Source organism: Cloacibacterium sp. DMC96 (assembly GCF_056313765.1).
This window is the reverse complement of record NZ_JBQUZQ010000001.1, coordinates 1,174,458-1,195,443: the sequence shown is the minus strand read 5'-3', so window position 1 is coordinate 1,195,443 and position 20,986 is coordinate 1,174,458. Positions and strand designations below refer to the sequence as shown.

Sequence of the window (20,986 nt, the reverse complement as noted above, 5' to 3'; positions counted from 1 at the left end):
CTTCAATCAGGGCTAGTTACGCTTAGAAATAAAAAGTAAATTTTGTAAAATTTAAGATTGAGTTTTGACTCAATTTTTAACTTTCAATTAAATAAAATGAATAAAGGAATCATCATTTTGGACTTCGGTTCACAATATAACCAATTGATTGGTAGGAGAATACGCGAAATGGAAGTGTATTCGGAAATTCTACCTTTTAATACCTCTTTAGAAGAAATAAAATCCAAAAATCCTGCGGGAATTATCCTTTCTGGAGGTCCGAGTTCTGTAAATTCTCCAGATGCACATTTGGTAGAAAAAGAATTATTCGAATTGGGAATTCCAGTTTTGGGAATTTGCTACGGAATGCAACTCACAGCACATCTTTTGGGCGGAAACGTAAAAAAAGGTGAAAAAGGAGAATACGGAAAAGCAACTCTAGAAATCACGAAATCTAATCCGCTTTTTACAGGAGTAAGTAGATTTTCTACCGTTTGGATGAGCCATTTTGATGAAGTAGAAACTTTGCCAGATAATTTTGAAATTTCAGCGAAGTCTGGAGTAATTTCAGGGATTTTTAACGAAAAGAAAAATATTTATTGCGTTCAGTTCCATCCAGAAGTTTCGCACAGTGAATTTGGAGCTAAAATGCTCGAAAACTTCGTTTTCCATATTTGTAAAGCCGAAAAAAATTGGAAACTCACCAATTATATCGAAAAAACCGTTGCAGAAATCCGTGAAAAAGTAGGAAATGACAAGGTCATTCTTGGGCTTTCTGGTGGTGTAGATTCATCGGTAGCTGCGGTTCTCATTCATAAAGCTATTGGTGATCAGTTGCAATGTATTTTCGTAGATACTGGGCTTTTGCGTAAAGATGAAGGCAAAAAAGTAATGGAAAATTACGGAGAACATTTCAATATGAATATTGATATGGTAGATGCTTCAGAAAGATTTTTGTCAAAATTAGCTGGAGTTTCAGACCCAGAAGAAAAACGAAAAATCATCGGTAGAGAATTTGTGGCCGTTTTCGATGAAGAATCTCACAAATTTGAAGGCGCTAAATTTTTAGCTCAAGGAACCATTTATCCAGATGTTATCGAATCTCAATCGGTAAAAGGACCTTCTGCAGTGATAAAATCTCACCACAATGTGGGAGGATTACCAGAAGAAATGAAACTTCAACTTCTAGAACCGCTTCGTGAATTATTTAAAGACGAAGTAAGAAAAGTAGGCGAAGAATTAGGAATTCCGCATCATTTGGTGTACAGACATCCATTTCCAGGACCAGGTTTAGGAATCAGAGTTTTAGGAGAAGTAGATGCCGAAAAAGTGAAGATTTTACAAGAAGCAGATGATATTTTCATAGAAGAATTGTATAAAAATAATTTGTATGAAAAGGTTTCTCAGGCTTTTGTGGTGTTACTTCCCGTAAAATCTGTTGGAGTAATGGGAGACGAAAGAACGTATGAATACACCGCTGTAGTTCGCTCTGCGAATACTACAGATTTCATGACGGCAACTTTCAGCCATTTTCCTTGGGAATTTTTAGAAAATGTATCGAACAGAATTATCAATGAAGTGAAAGGAATCAATAGAGTGGTTTATGATATTTCGAGTAAACCACCAGCAACGATTGAGTGGGAATAAATTTTAAAATCTTTCATATTAATGAAAGATTTTTTTTATTTTTGAAATACACAAAACACAAATGATTATGAAAAAAACAGCTTCTATTTCGTTTTTTCTGATGGTTAATTTCTTGTTTTCACAAACTTCTGAAGTGAAGATAGAAGGAGATTTTAACGGAGATGGCAAAAAAGAATTTGCATACGCTACGGTTTCAGATTGTAGTGATGAATGCGAAGGAAATTGTATTACTACCATTCATTTTTCCGATGAAAAAATTAAACCGATTACCATCAAAAATGCTAAAAACGGTGATTTATATAACCTGAAAGATTTAAACAATGATGGCGCAGATGAAATAGGATTTTATCCGAATTGGTGTACCAGTTGTTGGCATTCTTTTTATGTCTACACTTTTAAAAATAATGAATCGAAATCCTTGGTAAAACCAATTCCTACGCATTGTTCGCAGTGGGAAGAAAATAAATTTCCGATTGAAAAAGATCCTCTGAAAAAAGGATTCGTAAGAATTACTTCAAGTGTTTGGAAAAATGATGAAATCAAAGTAGAAACCAAATCTGTGAAACTCAAATAATGATATTTGTCTTATTTTCTTAAATTATTCTCTGCTTAGCATAATTTAGTCCTTTCTGAATGATAATTTTGCAACTTCAAATTTAAATGATTGTTTAAAATTAATGAAGATGAAGAAAATTCTTTTATTCAGTTTTGTATTGTTCAGTTTGGTGGTTTTTGCGCAAAATGATTCTAAAAAAGACACCATTTCTAACTATTCTAAAATCTTAAGAAACACCAGTTTTAGCGGTTTGTTGCAGACCAGATATTTGGTTTCTCTCACAGAAAATGTAGATGTGAACGGTGTAAATATAGCAGACCAACAGAAATTAGTATCCAATAGTTTTAACGTAAGAAGAGCAAGATTTTTATTAAAATCTAAAATTAATGACCGTTTTGACTTGGGAATGATGCTTAATTTTGCGGAGTTTAACAGCAGTAACCTTACCGGAAAAGTACTAGAACAAGCTTTTGTAAGATATTCTCATAATAAGCATCTCAAAATTCAATTAGGGCAGTTCCGTCCGTATTTTGGGATAGAAGACGAAATTCCGAGTGAGTTTATCAAATCTGTAGATTTTTCAAATGGTTATTATTTATTGGGAAAAAACGGTTGGCAAAGTTTCCAAACCGGAATTGCTGTTTATGGTGATGTCAATAATGCTAAAAATCCTTTGAAATATTACATTGGAGCTACTAATGGAAATTCTCGTGGTTCTGAAATCGATAATGACCAAAGCAAACACGTTTATGCCAGATTAGAAAAGGATTTTAAAGATAATTTAAAAATTGGAGTGAATGGAGGAATTGGCAGTTACATCAATCAATCAGGAAATGTAATCGGGGCAGATGTAGAAAAAACCTTTACTATCAATCCAAAATGGAATCTAGAAATCATCTCTGAATACAAAGAAGGAAACAATTTTTCAGAATTTGGAGTTTCTAAGCTTTCGCCAAAACCAGAGCTGAAAGATTTTAGATTCAGAAGTTTTTATATCAATCCTATTATTCGATATAATCTAAATTCACCAAGACTAAGAAGCATAGAATTCTCTAACCGATATGAATATCTAAATCCTAACTATCAATTAGAAGGCAATGTAAGAACTACTTTTACGCCGATGCTTACATTAGAATTCGCCGACCAATATTTTGCTTGTTTGCAAATTGGAGCCATGATAGATGATTACAAAAAAAATGTTCCGCTGACTTCAGAGTATGATCATACTACAATGTTCGTACAAGTTCAGGCAAGATTTTAACCTCAAATTTAAAAATCGTATTTTTGCCAAATGAAAGTATCATTTGCAGATTTTGATTTGCCAAAACAACTCAACAGCGCTTTAGAAAAATTAGGAATTTCTGAGCCAACACCTATTCAGCTGAAATCTTTTTCGCCAATTATGTCTGGAAAAGATGTAATGGGAATTGCACAAACCGGAACCGGTAAAACATTAGCTTATCTTCTTCCAGTTCTTAAAACTTGGAAATACAATAAAAACGGAAGTCCAACTGTACTTATCCTTGTTCCTACACGTGAATTGGTGGTGCAAGTTGCCGAAGTTTTAGAAAAACTGACAGAAGATATGTCAACAAGAGTTTTAGGCGTTTATGGAGGGGTAAATATCAATACTCAGAAACTTTTGGTTTACGAAGGTGTAGATATTTTGGTGGGAACTCCGGGAAGAGTAATGGATTTGATGAAAGATGCAGTTTTGAACTTGAAAGATCTAAAAAAACTGATTATCGATGAGTTTGATGAGATGCTTTCATTGGGTTTCAGAAGACAGTTAGAAGATATTTTCACGATGATGAGTGAGCGCAGACAGAACATTCTTTTCTCTGCAACGATGACGGATGATGTAGATGCCATGCTAGACGAATATTTCAAAAATCCACAGGAAATTTCTTTAGCAAGAAGCGGAACTCCACTCGAAAAAATAGCTCAATCTGCTATTCCGGTAAAGAATTTTAATACCAAATTAAATCTATTGGTTCACTTATTAAGAACGCAAGATGAATTTGAAAAAATTTTAATTTTTGCCAATAATAAGAGACACGCCGATTTAATTTTTAATAAAATAGACGAAGAATTTCCGGGAGAATTTGGGGTGATTCACTCGAATAAATCTCAGAATTTCAGATTGAGAACCATGAAATCTTTCTCAGACAATGAATTGAGAGGAATTATTACCACTGATGTTATGGCGAGAGGTCTTGATATTCCGGATGTTTCTCACGTTTTTAACTTTGAAATTCCAGAAATTCAGGAGCAATATATTCACAGAATTGGTAGAACAGGTAGAGCAGATAAAGACGGAATTGCGATTTCTTTTTACACACCAAAAGAAGAAGAACGTTTCATAGAACTAGAAATGTTTATGAACAAGGAAGTGAAAAGAGTAGAGTTTCCAGAAGAAGTGAAGGTTTCTGAGGTGAAAATCGCGTCAGAAAAAGAAGTTGTAGTGATGAAAAATCCTGTTCAGTATAAAAAAATTGAACCAGGTTCTGCTTTCCACGAGAAAAAAGATAAAAATAAAAAAGTTAATCTTGGCGGACCAAGCAAAAGAAAACCACCCAAAACCAAACCAGGGAACAGAGCTCAAGCAAAGGCAAAATCTATTGCGAAGAGAAAAAAGAAATAAAACAAATACCGCTCCGAATTTCGGAGCGGTTTTTTATTTTGTATTAATGTTATTGGCTTTTAAAATTTCATAAAATTTGTCTTCCTTGCCAAGTTTTTTCATCTCTGTAAAATTGTATCTGATGATGTTTTCTGCATCTGCACGATAAGGAGAGTTATTTTTGATATAAAGATTAAAAGCTTTACACATATAATCTAGACTTTTTTCATATTCTTTTAAATACTGAAAGTAAATTTGACCAATTCCATAATAGATTTCAGGATTTTCGGAGTCTAATTTTTTGAGAAGTTCAAAGGTGTCAATAGCTTTTTGATATTCTTTTTTGTAGGTGTATGCAACAGCCAAATTTTGAATAGGAAATGAATGATTTGGGTCTAATTCGATAGATTTTTTATAAGCTTCTATCGCTTTGTCATATTCTCCTAATTGTCTGTAGCAATATCCTAAATTATCCCATGCAAAAGGAAAATTGCTGTCTTCTTTTACTGCTAAAAGAAAATATTCTAATGCTTTTGCATAGTTTTTATTGTTAGATTGATTTACACCTTTTGTATAATAATCTCTAGCTTTTGGATTTTGAGAAAGCGAATTTTCATTTTCTCTATCATTAGTCGCTAAGACGAATTTCAGAGATTCGCAATTTGCCATCAAATAATCTTCTAATTCTCTTTTTGAATCTAGGTAATCCTGGGATTTTTCGTCAAAGTTAATGTTGATATTGCTGTCTTTGGTTTTATCTACTGCTGCTAATTTTTTACCTAGCATATACGCTCCAGTATATTCTTTTACGCAGCCGTTGATTCCTTCAATATTTTCTTTTCTTTTACGGTTAATGACTTCATCTTTTACAGAATCAATGCATTTACAAGTTTTGTCGGCAATTTCTTTTTTAATGCTTTCAATGATTTTATTAACATCTTCTTTAGTCACTTTCTCTTGAGAAAAAATAGAAATGGAAATCACTGAAAAAAGGAAAATCATTAGTTTTTTCATGGTTATTGGTTTTTAAAGTTTTTATTTTAAATAAGGATACATCACTTTGGTCCAGATTTTATAGCCTTCAGGTTTCATGTGTAGCATGTCTTCTAAGTAAATGTCTTTTCTTACGTTGCCATTTTCATCATTCATACTTTCTGTAATGTCTATAAATTCTGCATTTTTCTTAGTATTCATGAAGTTTTTAATTTTTTTATTCACTTGCTTCATGGTCGGCCAGTATTGTTCTCTACTTGGCGAATATTTGATGGAAAGGTAAGCGATGTTGGCATTTGGATAATGAGCTCTTACCGTTTTATAAAATTGTTTAAATCTTTTGAAAACTTCATTTGCAGAAGGTTTTTCGGCATGTGCAATGTCATTTTCGCCGCAATAAATCACCACTTGCTTCGGTTGATAAGGATTGAGTAAATCTTCGGCATAGTAATTTAGATTAAGCAATCTAGAACCTCCAAAAGCTCTATTGATAATGGTTTTATCAGGGAAATAATCTGCTACGTCTTTCCACATGGTAAAAGATGAACTTCCCAAGAAAAGGATAGCATCTTTTGGTGGTGTTTTTTCTGCATCTAATTTTTTAAAATGTTGAATATCATCATAAAAATCTGCTTTTTGAGCAGTAAGAGAACCGAAAATAAATACAAAAAAGAGGAATGAAATTTTAATAAAATTCTTCATGATAAAAATATTAGGATAAACTTTTCAAAGTTAGGGAAACCCAAATTATTTATTGAGCAATTCTCTCATGAAATTCATCAGTTTATCAATATCATTTTTAGTAGTGGCAATTCCTACAGAAATTCTAGTTGCGCCACGCATTTTTCCTAAAAATTTAATCATGTCTTTGTAATCACCTTGTTCGTGAGAAGAGTAGTAGGTTGCTAATTCATTGTCTGTCAAGCAATTATTAACCTCGTCAATGCCGGGATTGCAGAAACAACCTGAACGAAGTGAAATGTTATGTTGATTTGCCATTTCTTCTATTTGCTCGAATTCATAACGAACGCCTTCTTCGTTATAAAAACCTAAAATAATGGTTCCTCCAAGATTCTGATGGTCTTTTGGACCGAAAATCTGAATCAAATTTCTACCATTATCGTGTTGTAAACTTTCTAAATTTTCGAATAGATATTTTCTAAGTGAAGCAACTCTTTCATTAATGCGTTGTATTCCGATATTTTCGATATAATCTAAACCAATTTTTACCGCAGGAATGTCTAAATAATTGAGCGTTCCATCTTCGAATCTTTCGTGGTTATTAATCAAGAAATGATGAATAGCATTCACCGAAACCAAACTTACGGTTCCACCTGCAAACCATGGTTTTTGTAGTTTTTTAAACTTTTCTTTATTTACCAAAAGGCAACCAATTCCTGTAGGATAACCAAAAATTTTATAAAAAGAAACACATACAAAATCTGGTTTTACTTCTTTTAAATCCAATTGATTCGTTGGAACAAATGCAGCAGCATCTAGTAAAACATCCCAACCTAAATCCTGTGCTTTTTTAATCCAACCTAAATCGTGTTTCACGCCCGAAACGTTTGACTGAGCAGGATAAGCGAAGAGTTTATTTTCAAAATTTTCAGATTCTTGAAGTTTTTCCATCACGAAATTTTCGTCCATTCTTAAATCCTGATAATAGATAGGAGCGTAAGTAACTTTTCCGCCTTTTGATAGGCAAAATTGACGAATTCCATTTACTGAATTATGGTTATCTGCAAGAAGTAAAAAATGTGATTTTTCGTTGAATGGATAGGATTCTCCTACAATTTTCAATGCATTAGAAGCGTTTTGAGTAAAAATGCAGTAGTAATCTTCCGCATTGAAGTAGTCAATTACCTTTTGTCTCGCTTCTTCTACCAATTTTGTAGACAATTGAGATGTAGGATTGGTAGAATGCGGATTGCCGAGAATATTATTGATCAACAAATCTTGATGTTCCAAAATCTGTGATTTAGCATAGAGATTTCCTCCGGTAAAATCTAGATAAACTTGCTTGTGTGTATCTAAACGTTTGTATTCTACATTTCTCAGAATTTCGAAGAAATCATTGTGTGCTAAAACGGTCTTATTCTCTGCTAATGCATTCATTTTTACTTTTTTTCAAAAATAAAAAAAAAATCACAGAATTCTCTGTGATTTTGTGAAAGTTATTTTGAGCATATTAATTCTTAATAAATTTTAAAGTTTTGAGTCCTTCTATTTCTAAAAAGTAAGTTCCTTTCGGTAGAGATTTTATTTCTATGAAATCTTCTGTAATCTTTTTACTCATCACCACTTTCCCTAAAGTATCTATTATTTTAACTGAAGAATTGGGTTTTATATTTTTCAAAAAAATGAAATCCGTTGCAGGATTTGGATAGATGTTTAATTTCTTATTTTCTGGTGTTTTAGCGGATAAATTTGTAGCTGTATAGTAAACTTTATTTCCTGTATTGGTATCTGTAAGCAATAGTTGATAAGTTCCATTTCCAATATTAGTAATCGTATAATCAAAAACTTTAGGAGTGGGAGCTAATGAAAAAATATTTCTATAATTGCTTTCAAAAGTGTCAAAATCTGGATTTGGACTTTGAGATAAAGTTCCGCCCATTTCAGAAATTGTGATTTGAGAATTGCTGGTAAAACTTATGGCAGCAGTAGAAGTATTAAACAGCTGAGTTTTTATTTCAGAAGAAGAAATCGTGGTGGTGTTTTTATGAACTTCTGGAATAATTGTAGGATTTGGAATAGGATATTCTGTTCCAGCATAAAATATTTTGGAAATCTGCCACGTATAACTATATAACATTGGATTTTGGGCAAAAAAGCTGATGGAGAATAGTATTCCTATTAAAAGTAGAAGTTTTTTCATGGTATTCGTTTTTAAGAATTTTAAAGATTAAAGTTAGCAAATTTTTATGGTTGTTATAAAAAAAATCACAGAATTCTCTGTGATTTTTAACATAATTAAATTCTTTTTAAGAAGATGATTTATCGTTCATTAATAAGCCATTTCTACAATTTTTTTAGCATCTTCTGGTTTTACAATACCTTTTTCGCCAATCGCTAACCAATTTCTCGCAATAAAAGCTTCTTGAATTTTTTCTGCTGTTCCTTGGTAGTTTTCGGTATACTCAGATAATTTGGTTTTTATGCCTAAACTTTGGAAGAAAGCTTCCATTTTTTCTATTCCTTTCAGCGCCTTTTCTTCAGTAGTGCCCTCTGTTACATTCCAAACTCTTTCTGCATATTGTGCTAATTTTTCTTTTTTAGCATCAAAATTATAACGGTAATGAGAAGGTGCAATAATGGCTAAAGTTCTAGCATGGTCTATACCAAATTGAGCAGTTAATTCGTGACCAATTCCGTGAATTGCCCAGTCAGAAACGACTCCTTTTTGAATCAATCCGTTTAAAGCCATGGTACAACTCCACATAAAATTAGCAGCTGAATCATAATGGAATTCTTCATCCATCATTTTTGGAGCAATTTCTTGTAAAGTTTGTAAAATGCTTTCGGCAAAACGGTCTTGAAGTGTAGCAGAAGTTTTTACGGTCATGTATTGCTCTAAAACGTGGGTGTAAGCATCTGTAATTCCGTTTGCAATTTGTTTTTTAGGAATCGAACGAATTACTTCCGGATCTAAAATAGAAAACTGTGGGAATAAACCAGGACCTCCCATTCCTAATTTTTGACCGATTTCTCTTCTAGAAACTACTGCGCCTGAATTCATTTCAGAACCTGTTGCAGGAAGCGTAAGTACAGAAGCAAATGGTAAACCTTTTCCTTCTTCTGTTCTGATTCCATTTTTTAAAATATCCCAAGGCTCTCCTTCGTAATTAGCTGCAGCAGAAAGGAATTTCACTCCATCAATTACAGAGCCACCACCTACTGCTAACATGTAAGTGATATTTTTTTCTTTGATGATTTTTAGAGCTTCTAATAAAACTTCGTATTCTGGATTTGCAGGAATTCCTCCGAATTCTTCCCAGTTGTAACCTTCTAATGCTGTTTTTACTTGGTCGTAAACGCCATTGGTTTTAATGCTTCCGCCTCCATAAAGCACTAATATTTTTTCTGTTTTCGGGATTTCTCTAGAAATTTTAGCGATTTCGCCTTTACCGAAAATAATTTTTGTAGGATTTTTAAATTCAAAATTTAACATATCAATAAATTTTTTTTCCAAAATTACGAAATAAGATTCCGAAAGTGATGAAAATTAATAAAAATTTAAGATTGAAAATTTCAATAATATGCTATAAATAAAGAGTTTTTAATACCTTTGTTATATGATTAATGAAGCCCGCTTAGAAAAATTTCGTCAGGTTGTAGAAAATAAATTTCAGATTTATAACAGCTTGTTTATGAGCCTTCCGTATGATAAAATGACCAACATCGGAATGCTTTTGCCGTTTCTTTATGAAGAAAGTAGAGATGGTTATGAAGAAGGAAAATCTCCAGAAGAAATTGTAGAAGAATTCTTCAAAAAACATACAGAACTTACTACAGAAGAACAGAAGCAGGAACTGCTTTTTAAGATTATTCAATACATTGAAAGGCAAGTGGTGCTTTTTGACAGTATAGAAGATGCAGCTTTTCAACAGTTGCATTCAGAAAGTGATGCGGGAACGGTAATGCAATTGCATGAAAGAGCTTTGCAAGAACATAAATTAGGAAAAGTTCGCGAAAAGTTAGAAGATTTTGCCATAAAAGTGGTTTTTACAGCGCATCCTACACAATTTTATCCGAATGCTGTACAAAGAATTTTGCATGATTTGCGTTCTGCTATTTTAAAAGATGACATCAATGAAATAGACCTTTTGCTTCAGCAGTTAGGGAAAACTCCATTTGTAAATAAAGAGAGACCAACACCTCTAGATGAAGCATTAAGCATTATTTTTTACTTGAGATATGTGTATTATGACACAATTGGGGAATTGTATAAAAAACTGAAACAATCTTTCGGAAGTGAACATTTTGATATACATCAAGACGTTTTTCAATTAGGTTTTTGGCCTGGAGGAGACAGAGATGGGAATCCTTTTGTGACGGCAGATGTTACGCTAAAAGTTGCCAATGAACTCAGAAATTCTATTCTCAAAAATTATTACAATCATTTAAAAGATTTAAGGAGAAGATTAAGTTTCAGAGGGGTTTCAGAAGTTTTAGAAAAACTAAGCAATGAATTGTACAATAATATTTTCAAAAATGAAAATTCTATTTCTAGCGAAACGATTTTAAAATATTTATCAGAAGCGGAACATATTCTGAAAACTCAACATAATGGACTTTTTACCAATATTTTGGTAGATTACAGAGACCGAGTTAAGATTTTTGGAACTCACTTTGCAACTTTGGATATTCGTCAAGACAGCAGAATTCACCAAAAAGTGATAGATGAGTTGGTAACGAAATATTCTAAACAAAATATTGCAAAGCTTACCAATTCTGAAAAAGTAAATATCTTGATTTCTGAACATATTCTGGCTCATCCTGATGATTTCGAAGATGAAATCATCCGAGAAACGCTGAAAAGTGTCATCAATGTTAAAGAAATTCAGGTGAAAAATGGTGAAAGAGGAATTCACCGTTACATTATTTCTAATTCTGATACGGTAGAAGATGTGATGAATGTTTTTGCTCTATTTAAAGTGTGCGGTTATGAAGATAAAGACATCAACATAGATATTGTTCCGCTTTTTGAAACCATGGAAGGACTTGCCAATGCAGAAAAAGTGATGCAGGATTTATACAAAGATGAAGTTTATCAAAAACATTTGGCAAAGAGAAAAAAAGTACAAACGATAATGCTCGGATTTTCTGATGGAACCAAAGATGGTGGTTATTTAAAAGCCAATTGGGAAATTTATGCTACTAAAGAAAGACTTTCTAAAGTTTCTGAAGAGAATGATGTAAAAGTGATTTTCTTTGACGGTAGAGGTGGACCTCCAGCTCGTGGTGGTGGTAAAACGCACCAGTTCTACGCAAGTCAAGGCAAAACAATTGCCAATAACAAAATAGAATTAACGATTCAAGGTCAAACCATTACTTCGGTTTTTGGAAATAAAGATCAAGCAAAATATAATTTTGAGCAACTTTTGACTGCTGGAATCGAGAATGAAGTTTTTAAAAATCACAAAAAAGATTTAACCGAAAAAGAAAGAACTTTAATCGAAGAATTAGCAGAATTGAGTTATGTAAAATATGTTGATTTAAAGGAAAATCCACTGTTTGTAGCATATTTGCAAGAAATAAGTACGCTTCAATATTACGGAAAAACCAATATAGGAAGTAGACCGAGTAAACGTGGTGCAGGAAATGAATTGAAATTCGAGGATTTAAGAGCGATTCCTTTTGTGGGAAGTTGGAGTCAACTGAAGCAAAATGTACCAGGATTTTTTGGATTTGGAACAGCAATTAAAAAATTAAAAGACGAAGGCAGAATAGAAGAAGTAAAAGATTTATTCAGAAATTCTGATTTCTTCAAAACGTTGGTGCTTAATTCTATGATGGCGATGAATAAATCTTATTTTCCGCTTACGTATTACATGAAAAATCATCCTAAATTCGGGGCGTTTTGGCAAGTTTTGTTCAGTGAGTATGAATTGTCTAAAGAAATGATGTTCGAAATTACAGGTTTCCATAGTTTGATGGAAGAAGAGCCTGTAGGAAGAAAATCGGTGAAAATTAGAGAAAAAATAGTGCTTCCGTTGTTGAGTATTCAGCAGTATGCACTCATGAAATTACAGAAAAACGAAGGTGATAGAGATGTGCTCGAAAAATTGGTTACTCGTTCTCTTTTTGGAAATATAAATGCGAGTAGGAATTCGGCATAGAAGAGCCAAGTAAAAAGAGTCAAGTAAAAAGTAAGCCTTCAGATTTTCTGAAGGCTTTTTTAAGGGTTTGTTTTAATTATTCTTTGATAATTTTTTCAGTTTTAGTGCCAGTTTCTGTAGTTACATTTAGAATGTAAATTCCTTTAGGTAAATTGGCAGTATTAATCACTTTATTTCCAGAAATAACCTTTCTTCCGTTCATGTCAAAAACCTCCGTGGTTACATTTTTACTGTTGGTAGAAATGGTAAGTTGGTCTTTAACGATATTCGAAGAAATAATAATGTCAGAAATCTCATTTTTAGGAGTTGCTTTTGCTGCATAATTTGTTTTAAGTAAAGTAAAAGCGTTATTGAAGTTAATAATACCGTAACCAATTCTGTTGTTCTTATCGTATGAAGGATAAAGAGAAGCTTTTTGAATAAGGGCATTTTTTATTACAGAACGAGGTGTTTTTTTAGAAATTCCTTGTAAAATACAAGCTAAGCCACCAGCTGCAATAGGAGTGGCATAAGAAGTTCCGTTTCCATAAGAAATCGTTCCAGATTGGTTAGGATAATATACTGCGGTTCCTTGTGCAGCACCATCTGGTCTAATTTGACCAAGAGCGTTTGGTCCATAAGAAGTGAAAGTAGAAACTACTTTGTTTTTATCTACTGCGCCAATAGAAATTACTTTATCACTGTCTGAAGGTGTATTGATATATTTGTAGGTAGTACTCGCCCCATTGTTTCCAGAAGCATTTAGTACCATAATACCTTTTTCTACAGCAATGTTTGCACCTCTCGCTACAAAACTTTTGGTACCGTTCATATCTGCATAAGTGTAGTTGTATCTAGTATCTCCGAAAGCTTGATAACCTAATGAAGCGGTGGCAATGTCTACCCCCATTTTATCTGCTCTTTCTAATCCTTGAATAAAGTTCATTTCTTCAGCAGGATAGTCGTTTCCATTATTTCCATAAGCATCTTCTGTGGCATAAAGATAAAAATCTGCATCTGGAGCTGCGCCTACATATTTATATGAACTGGTGTTAATATATGCGCCAATGATTCCAAATACGTTTGTTCCATGGCTATTGAGTGCTGTATTATAAACATCTGTGTTATCGCTAATGAAATTGTAAATGTCTTTTATTCTTCCAGAGTTTCTAATGGTAGCAAATGCATTAAGAGTATTTGCTTTTGGGAATCCGCTATCTAAGATTGCAATCGCAATACCTTTCCCAGTGTAATTGGCTACGTGAAGCGGTTTAATATTAGAAATATCAGATTGAGTAGAAGAACTTCCATAATTGTAAGTTACAGTGACTTTTTGATTTTTTGATTCGGCTTCATCGACTAAAAATTCTTCCGGGAATTTATTGTTTTTTTCTTGTTTTACTTTAGCTATGATAGCATTGTTTTTAGCAAAACTTTCAATTTTTAGTACATAAGGTTTAGCAAGAAGTAGATCTTTTTGTGTGGTATTAATGGTGACAGCTACACCATTTAACCATTTAGATTTGTCCTTAATTTTGGTTAATCCTAAAGTAGTTTTTACATCGTCTAAATAGGTAGTTTCTAGCGGAGCGTCTCTATCATCTAAAGCGATTCCTAAATTTGCTCTTCTATCTAAAGCCTTTTGGGTAAGTTCAGATAAAGGATTACTGTAGAAACTTGTCTTGTTAGGCTTGTCTTTGAAGTAAACAAAGACGTATTCTGTAGTGTTTGTAGTGGTAGTTTGCGCATTTGAAAATAAGCAAGTCGCAATAAGACAAGTAGTTAAGATTCTTTTCATTTATATAGGTTTTGATATTATAAATATAATAAAAATAAATGCTATAAAAAATGAATATTATACTGATAATTGTTATTCTACGAATATAATTTAAAAATAAGATGTATTTAATATTTATTTTTCATTAAATAAAATCTTAATTGTCACATTCATAATTATTTACAAAAAAAAGCCCTCAGAATTCTGAGAGCTTTTTTATTGTAAAAGGTATTTTTATTATTCTTTAATAATTTTTTCTACTTGAGTTGTGTTATTGGTTTTAATTTTAATGTAATAAATTCCACTATTCAAATTATCTATATTTTGTGTTTTAGAAATAGGTAAATCTTTAATTTTTCTTCCAGACTCATCATACAATTCTAAATTTTGGATATTATCTTGTGTGGAAATATTGAAACTGTTTTTTGTAGGATTAGGATAGATTTTAATTTCTATTTTTTTAATTTCTTCCGTAGAGAGTGTAGAAGTACTAATTGCTGTTAATGCATTATTAAAGTTTAAGATTCCATAGCCTTTTAAATAATCATAAGTAGGATAAGTAGAGGCGGTTTCTCTCATTTTATTTTTAATATGCGTTCTGTTTGTTGTTTTTGGTAAAGCTTGTAAAATGCAAGCTAAACCACCAGTAGCAATAGGAGTAGCATATGAAGTTCCATTTCCGAATGATACTGCGGCAGATGTTCCTGATGTATATGAACTAACAGGGTAATATGTTGATGTTCCTCTAGCTGAAGCATCCGGTTTTACTACATTATTTGCATTAGGTCCATAAGAAGTAAATGTAGAGGATGCACCCGTAGAATCTACTGCGCCAATAGAAAATACTTTTGGACTGTCTGCAGGAGTATTTAAATATTTATAAGTAGTTGAAGCTCCATTGTTTCCCTGAGCAATCATCACAATGATACCTTTATCTACTGCAAAATTACAAGCTCTAGATGTAAATGCTTTTACACCATTCATATCCGTATATGCATAATCATATCTATCATCACCAAAATCTTGATAACCTAATGAAGCAGTTGCGATATCTACACCCATTTTATCTGCTCTTTCTAATCCCATCACAAAATTCATTTCTTCTTCTGGATAGTCATTTCCACTATTTCCGTAAGCGTCTTCTGTGGCATAAAGGTAGAAATCAGCAGTAGGTGCAGCTCCTACATAATATCTATTTGTAGATGGTGAAGCAGTAGGTGCATAAAGATATCCACCAATAATTCCTAGAACGTTTGCTCCATGTGGATGAAGTGAAGTGTTATAAACATCTGTATTATCACTGATGAAATTGTAAACATCTTTCACTCTACTTCCTGTAAATAAAGATTGGTAAGCTTTACCAGTATTCACATAAGGAAATCCACTATCTAATATTGCAATTGCTACTCCTGTTCCGGTGTAGTTGTTAATATGGAGCGGTTTAATATTTACTTGTGTGATTTGAGCGTCTGCATTACCATAATTGTAAGTGGTTTGTAACGCATTGATTTTTGCTGAAACATCAGAACTAAAGTTTTTGTCATCAAAAATAAATTCGTCATCGAATTTTTTCTTAGTTTCAAGCGGTTTGTTTTGTTTTAGTATTGTAGTATTTTTTGCAAAACTTTCAATTTTTAGGACATATGGTTTTGCGAGTAGAGTAGTTTTCTGAGCCGGTGTAATTTCTACAGCTACACCATTTAACCATTTAGATTTACTTTTCACTTTGGTTAATCCTAAAGTAGTTCTTACATCTTCTACGTACGTGTTTTCTAGAGGAGCATCAGTGTCATTTAAGGCGATTCCTAAGTTGTTTCTTCTATCCAATGATTTCTGAGTTAATTCAGAGAGTGGATTAGCGTAGAAGCTAGCTTTATTAGGCTTGTCTTTGAAAAAAACAAAGGCATACTCAGTAGTTTGAGCAAAACCTAACGAACTTAGAAATAATAAAACGGGGAGTAGTAATTTCTTCATATTATTAGACTTATTTTCAGCGAAGATATTAAAGTTTTTCTTAAAAAAAGCCACAAATAAAGGATTTTTCATGTGTTTTAAATCATTTTTAATAATAACGTTTTGATTAATAATTCATTTGGTGTTTAATTTTTTTATGTGTTCAATAAACCGGAAATCGCTTTTATTCCGTATTTTTGCTAAAATTTTTAGAAATGAAAAAAATCCAAATGGTTGACTTACAAAGTCAGTATCAAAAAATAAAAAATGAAGTAGACGAAAAAGTGCTCAATGTGATGCAAAGTGCACAATTCATTAATGGTCCAGAAGTTCAGAATTTTCAAAAAGAATTAGAGCAATATCTTGGTGTAAAACATGTGATTCCTTGTGCTAATGGTACAGATGCGTTACAAATCGCTTTGATGGCGCTAGATTTGCAACCTGGTGATGAGGTTATTACTGCGGATTTCACTTTTGCGGCAACGGTAGAAGTGGTTCATCTTTTAAAATTAAAATCAGTTTTAGTAGATGTAGATTATGATACTTTCAATATTGATATTGAAAAATTAAAAGCTGCGATTACTCCAAAAACGAAAGCGATTATTCCTGTGCATTTGTTCGGACAATGTGCTAATATGGAAGCCGTTTTAGAAGTAGCAAAAGAGCATAATTTATTCGTAGTAGAAGACAATTGTCAAGGAATTGGTGCAGATTATACTTTTTCTGATGGTACAGTAAAAAAATCTGGAACTATGGGAACTATTGGTACCACAAGTTTCTTCCCATCTAAAAATTTAGGTTGTTACGGAGATGGTGGTGCTATTTTTACCAATGATGACGAATTAGCGTACAAAATGCGTGGAATTGTAAACCACGGAATGTACAAACGTTATTATCACGACGAAGTAGGTGTAAATTCTAGATTAGACAGTGTTCAAGCTGCGGTTCTAAGAGTGAAACTTCCGCTTTTGGATTCTTATAATGCTGCAAGAAGAAGTGCGGCAGATTATTATGACAAAGCTTTTGCGAATCATCCAAATATTTTAACCCCGAAAAGATCAGAAAACTCTACTCACGTTTTCCATCAATATACACTCAGAATTTTGAACGGAAAAAGAAACGAATTACAAGCGTTTTTAGCCGAAAAAGAAATTCCAGCGATGATTTATTACCCAGTGGCTTTGAGAAAGCAAAAAGCCTATTACCAAGAGTCTAATGATGCGGATTTTGTTAACACAGATAAATTATTAGACCAAGTGATTTCTTTGCCAATGCACACAGAATTAGAAGAGGAGCAATTGAAGTTTATTACTGATTCTGTATTGGAATTCATGAAATAGGATGATGAATAGAATAGATTTAATAATTTTATCAAATTTAATTATTGCAATTTTATCATTTGCAGCTTCTATTCTTATTTCTATTTATATTTTCAAAAAAATTAAACAGAGTCAAGGGTTTTATATTGCAATAATATTTGTTTTACTATTCTTAATTATGTATGGCTCTATAGGAGGTAATTCTTTAGATGATTATACTTTAGATTCAAAGATTGATGATAAGATTGACAATTATTTTAAAGCAAATAAAGAAAATCATCCTAAGACTTTTATATTCATTGAAAGTAAAAAAGTTTCAATTTTTCACAGTTTATTAATTAAGAGAGAGTTATATTTTGATGAAAATAAAGTTTTGCAAATTTATGATACTCATGTTTCTCTCAATGGTTTTACAGCTGATTTTAAATGGAAAGAAAAACCAGAACATTCTTCTGTCCAAAAAGTAGGTAAGTATTATGTATTTAATGATTTATTAACGAATTACTCTAAAATTTTAATTTTTTATATTTCAACTTTTAATACTCAAAATAATTCTAAAATACCAATAAGAGACATTGAAAATGCTCAAAAGAATAATGTTGGATATTTTAATGACAAATTTTAATTTGAAAAAATGACAATACTCGTAACAGGCGGATTAGGATATATAGGTTCTCATACTGTGGTGGAACTTCTCAACAATAATTTTGAAGTAGTCATCATTGATGATTTATCCAATACCGAAAGATTTATTCTTAAAAATATAGAAGAAATCACTGGCAAAAAACCTATTTTCTATCCTTTTGATTTAAAAAGAAAGGAATTACTGAAACAAGTTTTTGATGCTCACAAAATTGAAGGTTGTATTCATTTTGCAGCGTATAAAGCGGTGGGTGAATCTCAGGTAAAGCCAATTGATTATTACGAAAATAATCTGTTTTCGCTCCTAAATCTTTTGCAAGAAATGAAAGAAAGAAATATTTCTAATTTTATTTTCAGTTCTAGTTGTACGGTTTACGGACAAGCCGATAAAATGCCAATCGATGAAAATACACCTCTGAAATTGCCAGAATCTTCATACGGGAAAACGAAACAAATGGGCGAAGAAATTCTGAAAGATTTTGCAACCGCTCATCAGAAAAAAGTGACTTTGTTGAGGTATTTCAATCCAATTGGAGCGCATCCATCAGCAAAATTAGGAGAATTGCCTATCGGAATTCCGAATAATTTAGTTCCTTATGTAATGCAAACTGCAGCTGGAGTTCGTGAGAAACTTTCGGTTTGGGGAAATGATTATGAAACTGAAGATGGAACTGCAATCAGAGACTATATTTATGTAGTAGATTTGGCAAAAGCACATGTAAAAGCTTTGCAAAAGTTAATAAATGAGTCCAGCGACACGCTGGTAGATATTTATAATTTGGGAACAGGAAAAGGAAGTTCAGTTTTAGAAGTGGTTCATGCTTTTGAAAAAGCCAATGATGTAGCTGTTCCTTACCAAATTTGTGAAAGAAGAGCAGGAGACATTACCATCGCTTATGCTAATGCTGATAAAGCTGAAAAAGAACTCGGTTGGAAATCTGAAACTTCATTAGAAGAAGCACTCAGAACCGTTTGGCAATGGCAAAAATATTTAGAAACCAGAGAAATTTAAAAAACTATGAAACCGAGAATCTTCTTATTACTATTATTTTTTTTCTTTAAATCATTTGCTCAAGAACAAAATGAAAATGTTCTTTATGTAATTGATAATGTTAAAGTTATTAATGATCCGGAAAGAGGAAATGATATAAATTCTAATGATATAGAAGAGGTAAATATTGTTAAAAATAAGGATTCTCTTAAGAAAAATGGTTTAGAAAAATTCGATGGAGTTATTTATATTTTTACAAAAGAATTTAAAAAACGTTCCGATGAATTGAAAAAAATTCCGACTACAAGAAATATGGAAATGTTAAATGGAAATATTTGGCATTATAATAATAAAATTTATAGTGGAAAATTTATAGATTACTATTACAGTGGAAGAATTCAAGGAGAAGGAAATTTATTGAATGGAAGACTTGATGGTTTAAGAAAAATGTATTTTCAGAATGGAAATGTTTCTTTAGAAAGATATTATAAAAATTCTATTCCTAATGGTCTTGAACAAGAGTTTTATGAAGATGGCTCTTTAAAACAAAAAGGTGAGTTTATTAACGGAAAAGAAGAAGGAGTTTGGGAAATGTATTATCCTAACGGTAAGGTGAAGCAACGTAATATTTTTAAGAATGGAAAAATGGTAGATAAATCTATTACTTTTATGTCTAATGGAAATGAAGACAGAAATGAATTAATAATAGATGGAAAGATTTTACCAGATTCTAAATTTGCGGAATTAGATTCTCAAATGAAAAAATCTAATGAAGAATATAGAAATGAAAATGAAAAATCTGCAATTAAAATTCTTTCTAAATTAATTGATGCAAGTCCTAATTTTAAAGATGCTTATTTTTCTAGAGGTACCATGTTGCTCAATCAAATGAAGTTTGATGAGGCTATAAAGGATTTTGATAAAGCTATTGAAATAGAACCTTATTACACTTTTGCGATTACTAATAGAGCTTTTGCAAGAATTAGAAAATATGAATTAGGAGGAAGAGAATTATTGAAAAACTCTGAGGTTACTATTATTGCTTCTAAAAAAGAAGTTATCATCCCAGAAATTGAAAAAGATAAAATCTGTTCAGATTTAAAATTAGCAGTTTTTCTTGGAGATAGAAATGCCATGAATTTTGATGCTTTAGATAAATACTGCACTAAAAAATAAAATTTTCTAATTTTTTTAAATTTAATTTGACTATGAAAACTCAAAAAATAGGAATCACTTTTTCATCATTTGATTTGCTTCATGCAGGTCATATCAAGATGTTAGAAGAAGCAAAAACGGTTTGCGATTATTTGATTGTTGGGCTACAATTAGACCCAGCTTATGACAGACCTACTAAAAATAAACCTACTCAAACGGTTGTAGAACGCTATATTCAGCTAAAAGCTGTGAATGCAGTTGACGAAATCGTTCCATATTACACAGAGCAGGATTTAGAAGATATTTTGAGGTCTTTTGTTATTGATGTGAGAATTATTGGAGATGAATATAAAGACAAAGATTTCACAGGAAGACAATATTGCGAAGAAAAAGGAATTGAAATTTATTACAATAAAAGAGACCACCGATTTTCTTCCACAGATTTAAGAAAAAGAATCTACGAAGCCGAAAAAGCGAAGTTAGATAAATAAAAAAATCCGAGAAATTTTTCTCGGATTTTGTTTTTA

At 32.0% G+C, this 20,986-nt stretch carries 17 protein-coding genes; 10 read left to right on the top strand and 7 right to left on the bottom strand.

Features of this window, described 5'->3' with window-relative positions:
• The first annotated feature begins 96 nt into the window (after window positions 1-96).
• The 4 genes from guaA to ACT53I_RS05300 all read left to right on the top strand — a co-directional run bounded on the left by guaA (window position 97) and on the right by ACT53I_RS05300 (window position 4,826).
• On the top strand, window positions 97-1,626 hold the full coding sequence (guaA, locus tag ACT53I_RS05315; protein WP_476078770.1) for a glutamine-hydrolyzing GMP synthase: 1,530 nt from the start codon (window positions 97-99) through the stop codon (window positions 1,624-1,626).
• Window positions 1,627-1,693: 67 nt separating this feature from the next.
• Window positions 1,694-2,200, top strand: coding sequence for a hypothetical protein (locus ACT53I_RS05310; protein ID WP_476078769.1), 507 nt, complete (start codon window positions 1,694-1,696; stop codon window positions 2,198-2,200).
• A 109-nt stretch (window positions 2,201-2,309) separates the two neighbouring features.
• Entirely contained in the window at window positions 2,310-3,443 is a 1,134-nt protein-coding gene (locus ACT53I_RS05305; protein ID WP_476078768.1) for a porin, read from the top strand.
• 30 nt (window positions 3,444-3,473) lie between these two features.
• Complete coding sequence (locus tag ACT53I_RS05300) at window positions 3,474-4,826, top strand: DEAD/DEAH box helicase (RefSeq protein ID WP_476078767.1); 1,353 nt, start codon at window positions 3,474-3,476, stop codon at window positions 4,824-4,826.
• 33 nt (window positions 4,827-4,859) lie between these two features.
• On the opposite strand, the gene ACT53I_RS05295 is transcribed toward ACT53I_RS05300, so the two are convergent.
• The 5 genes from ACT53I_RS05295 to ACT53I_RS05275 all read right to left on the bottom strand — a co-directional run bounded on the left by ACT53I_RS05295 (window position 4,860) and on the right by ACT53I_RS05275 (window position 9,972).
• Window positions 4,860-5,819, bottom strand: coding sequence for a tetratricopeptide repeat protein (locus ACT53I_RS05295; RefSeq protein WP_476078766.1), 960 nt, complete (start codon window positions 5,817-5,819; stop codon window positions 4,860-4,862).
• A 21-nt stretch (window positions 5,820-5,840) separates the two neighbouring features.
• Complete coding sequence (locus ACT53I_RS05290) at window positions 5,841-6,500, bottom strand: GDSL-type esterase/lipase family protein (RefSeq protein WP_476078765.1); 660 nt, start codon at window positions 6,498-6,500, stop codon at window positions 5,841-5,843.
• Between the two features lie 45 nt (window positions 6,501-6,545).
• Window positions 6,546-7,916, bottom strand: coding sequence for an aminotransferase class V-fold PLP-dependent enzyme (locus tag ACT53I_RS05285; protein ID WP_476078764.1), 1,371 nt, complete (start codon window positions 7,914-7,916; stop codon window positions 6,546-6,548).
• Window positions 7,917-7,989: 73 nt separating this feature from the next.
• Window positions 7,990-8,679 carry a T9SS type A sorting domain-containing protein gene (locus ACT53I_RS05280; RefSeq protein ID WP_476078763.1) on the bottom strand — a complete coding sequence of 230 codons (690 nt, stop codon included), beginning with the start codon at window positions 8,677-8,679 and terminating at the stop codon, window positions 7,990-7,992.
• Between the two features lie 129 nt (window positions 8,680-8,808).
• On the bottom strand, window positions 8,809-9,972 hold the full coding sequence (locus tag ACT53I_RS05275; protein WP_476078762.1) for an iron-containing alcohol dehydrogenase: 1,164 nt from the start codon (window positions 9,970-9,972) through the stop codon (window positions 8,809-8,811).
• Between the two features lie 124 nt (window positions 9,973-10,096).
• Between ACT53I_RS05275 and ACT53I_RS05270 the strand changes: the two genes are divergently transcribed.
• Complete coding sequence (locus ACT53I_RS05270; RefSeq protein ID WP_476078761.1) at window positions 10,097-12,643, top strand: phosphoenolpyruvate carboxylase; 2,547 nt, start codon at window positions 10,097-10,099, stop codon at window positions 12,641-12,643.
• A 76-nt stretch (window positions 12,644-12,719) separates the two neighbouring features.
• Here ACT53I_RS05270 and ACT53I_RS05265 read toward each other — a convergent pair whose 3' ends face one another.
• Window positions 12,720-14,420 (bottom strand): S8 family serine peptidase, encoded by a 1,701-nt coding sequence (locus ACT53I_RS05265; RefSeq protein ID WP_476078760.1) that lies wholly within the window; start codon window positions 14,418-14,420, stop codon window positions 12,720-12,722.
• Between the two features lie 216 nt (window positions 14,421-14,636).
• Window positions 14,637-16,445 (bottom strand): S8 family peptidase, encoded by a 1,809-nt coding sequence (locus ACT53I_RS05260; protein ID WP_476078759.1) that lies wholly within the window; start codon window positions 16,443-16,445, stop codon window positions 14,637-14,639.
• Window positions 16,446-16,567: 122 nt separating this feature from the next.
• On the opposite strand from ACT53I_RS05260, the gene ACT53I_RS05255 reads away from it, so the two are divergent.
• Genes ACT53I_RS05255 through ACT53I_RS05235 form a run of 5 tightly spaced genes read left to right on the top strand, consistent with a single transcriptional unit; the run spans window position 16,568 to window position 20,950 of the window.
• Complete coding sequence (locus ACT53I_RS05255) at window positions 16,568-17,692, top strand: DegT/DnrJ/EryC1/StrS family aminotransferase (RefSeq protein WP_476078758.1); 1,125 nt, start codon at window positions 16,568-16,570, stop codon at window positions 17,690-17,692.
• Between the two features lies 1 nt (window position 17,693).
• Window positions 17,694-18,296 (top strand): hypothetical protein, encoded by a 603-nt coding sequence (locus tag ACT53I_RS05250; RefSeq protein WP_476078757.1) that lies wholly within the window; start codon window positions 17,694-17,696, stop codon window positions 18,294-18,296.
• Window positions 18,297-18,305: 9 nt separating this feature from the next.
• Window positions 18,306-19,325, top strand: a complete 1,020-nt coding sequence (gene galE, locus ACT53I_RS05245; protein ID WP_476078756.1) for a UDP-glucose 4-epimerase GalE — start codon at window positions 18,306-18,308, stop codon at window positions 19,323-19,325.
• Between the two features lie 6 nt (window positions 19,326-19,331).
• The gene (locus ACT53I_RS05240) at window positions 19,332-20,480 is read left to right on the top strand and encodes a hypothetical protein (RefSeq protein WP_476078755.1); all 1,149 of its coding nucleotides are present in this window, start codon (window positions 19,332-19,334) and stop codon (window positions 20,478-20,480) included.
• A gap of 32 nt (window positions 20,481-20,512) precedes the next feature.
• On the top strand, window positions 20,513-20,950 hold the full coding sequence (locus tag ACT53I_RS05235) for an adenylyltransferase/cytidyltransferase family protein (RefSeq protein WP_069798309.1): 438 nt from the start codon (window positions 20,513-20,515) through the stop codon (window positions 20,948-20,950).
• Window positions 20,951-20,986: the final 36 nt, after the last annotated feature.

Coding starts and splice junctions, on each gene's coding strand:
- guaA (WP_476078770.1), top strand. CDS start 97: ATGAATAAAGGAATCATCATTTTGGACTTCGGTTCACAATATAACCAA.
- ACT53I_RS05310 (WP_476078769.1), top strand. CDS start 1,694: ATGAAAAAAACAGCTTCTATTTCGTTTTTTCTGATGGTTAATTTCTTG.
- ACT53I_RS05305 (WP_476078768.1), top strand. CDS start 2,310: ATGAAGAAAATTCTTTTATTCAGTTTTGTATTGTTCAGTTTGGTGGTT.
- ACT53I_RS05300 (WP_476078767.1), top strand. CDS start 3,474: ATGAAAGTATCATTTGCAGATTTTGATTTGCCAAAACAACTCAACAGC.
- ACT53I_RS05295 (WP_476078766.1), bottom strand. CDS start 5,819: ATGAAAAAACTAATGATTTTCCTTTTTTCAGTGATTTCCATTTCTATT.
- ACT53I_RS05290 (WP_476078765.1), bottom strand. CDS start 6,500: ATGAAGAATTTTATTAAAATTTCATTCCTCTTTTTTGTATTTATTTTC.
- ACT53I_RS05285 (WP_476078764.1), bottom strand. CDS start 7,916: ATGAATGCATTAGCAGAGAATAAGACCGTTTTAGCACACAATGATTTC.
- ACT53I_RS05280 (WP_476078763.1), bottom strand. CDS start 8,679: ATGAAAAAACTTCTACTTTTAATAGGAATACTATTCTCCATCAGCTTT.
- ACT53I_RS05275 (WP_476078762.1), bottom strand. CDS start 9,972: ATGTTAAATTTTGAATTTAAAAATCCTACAAAAATTATTTTCGGTAAA.
- ACT53I_RS05270 (WP_476078761.1), top strand. CDS start 10,097: ATGATTAATGAAGCCCGCTTAGAAAAATTTCGTCAGGTTGTAGAAAAT.
- ACT53I_RS05265 (WP_476078760.1), bottom strand. CDS start 14,420: ATGAAAAGAATCTTAACTACTTGTCTTATTGCGACTTGCTTATTTTCA.
- ACT53I_RS05260 (WP_476078759.1), bottom strand. CDS start 16,445: ATGAAAAATCCTTTATTTGTGGCTTTTTTTAAGAAAAACTTTAATATC.
- ACT53I_RS05255 (WP_476078758.1), top strand. CDS start 16,568: ATGAAAAAAATCCAAATGGTTGACTTACAAAGTCAGTATCAAAAAATA.
- ACT53I_RS05250 (WP_476078757.1), top strand. CDS start 17,694: ATGATGAATAGAATAGATTTAATAATTTTATCAAATTTAATTATTGCA.
- galE (WP_476078756.1), top strand. CDS start 18,306: ATGACAATACTCGTAACAGGCGGATTAGGATATATAGGTTCTCATACT.
- ACT53I_RS05240 (WP_476078755.1), top strand. CDS start 19,332: ATGAAACCGAGAATCTTCTTATTACTATTATTTTTTTTCTTTAAATCA.
- ACT53I_RS05235 (WP_069798309.1), top strand. CDS start 20,513: ATGAAAACTCAAAAAATAGGAATCACTTTTTCATCATTTGATTTGCTT.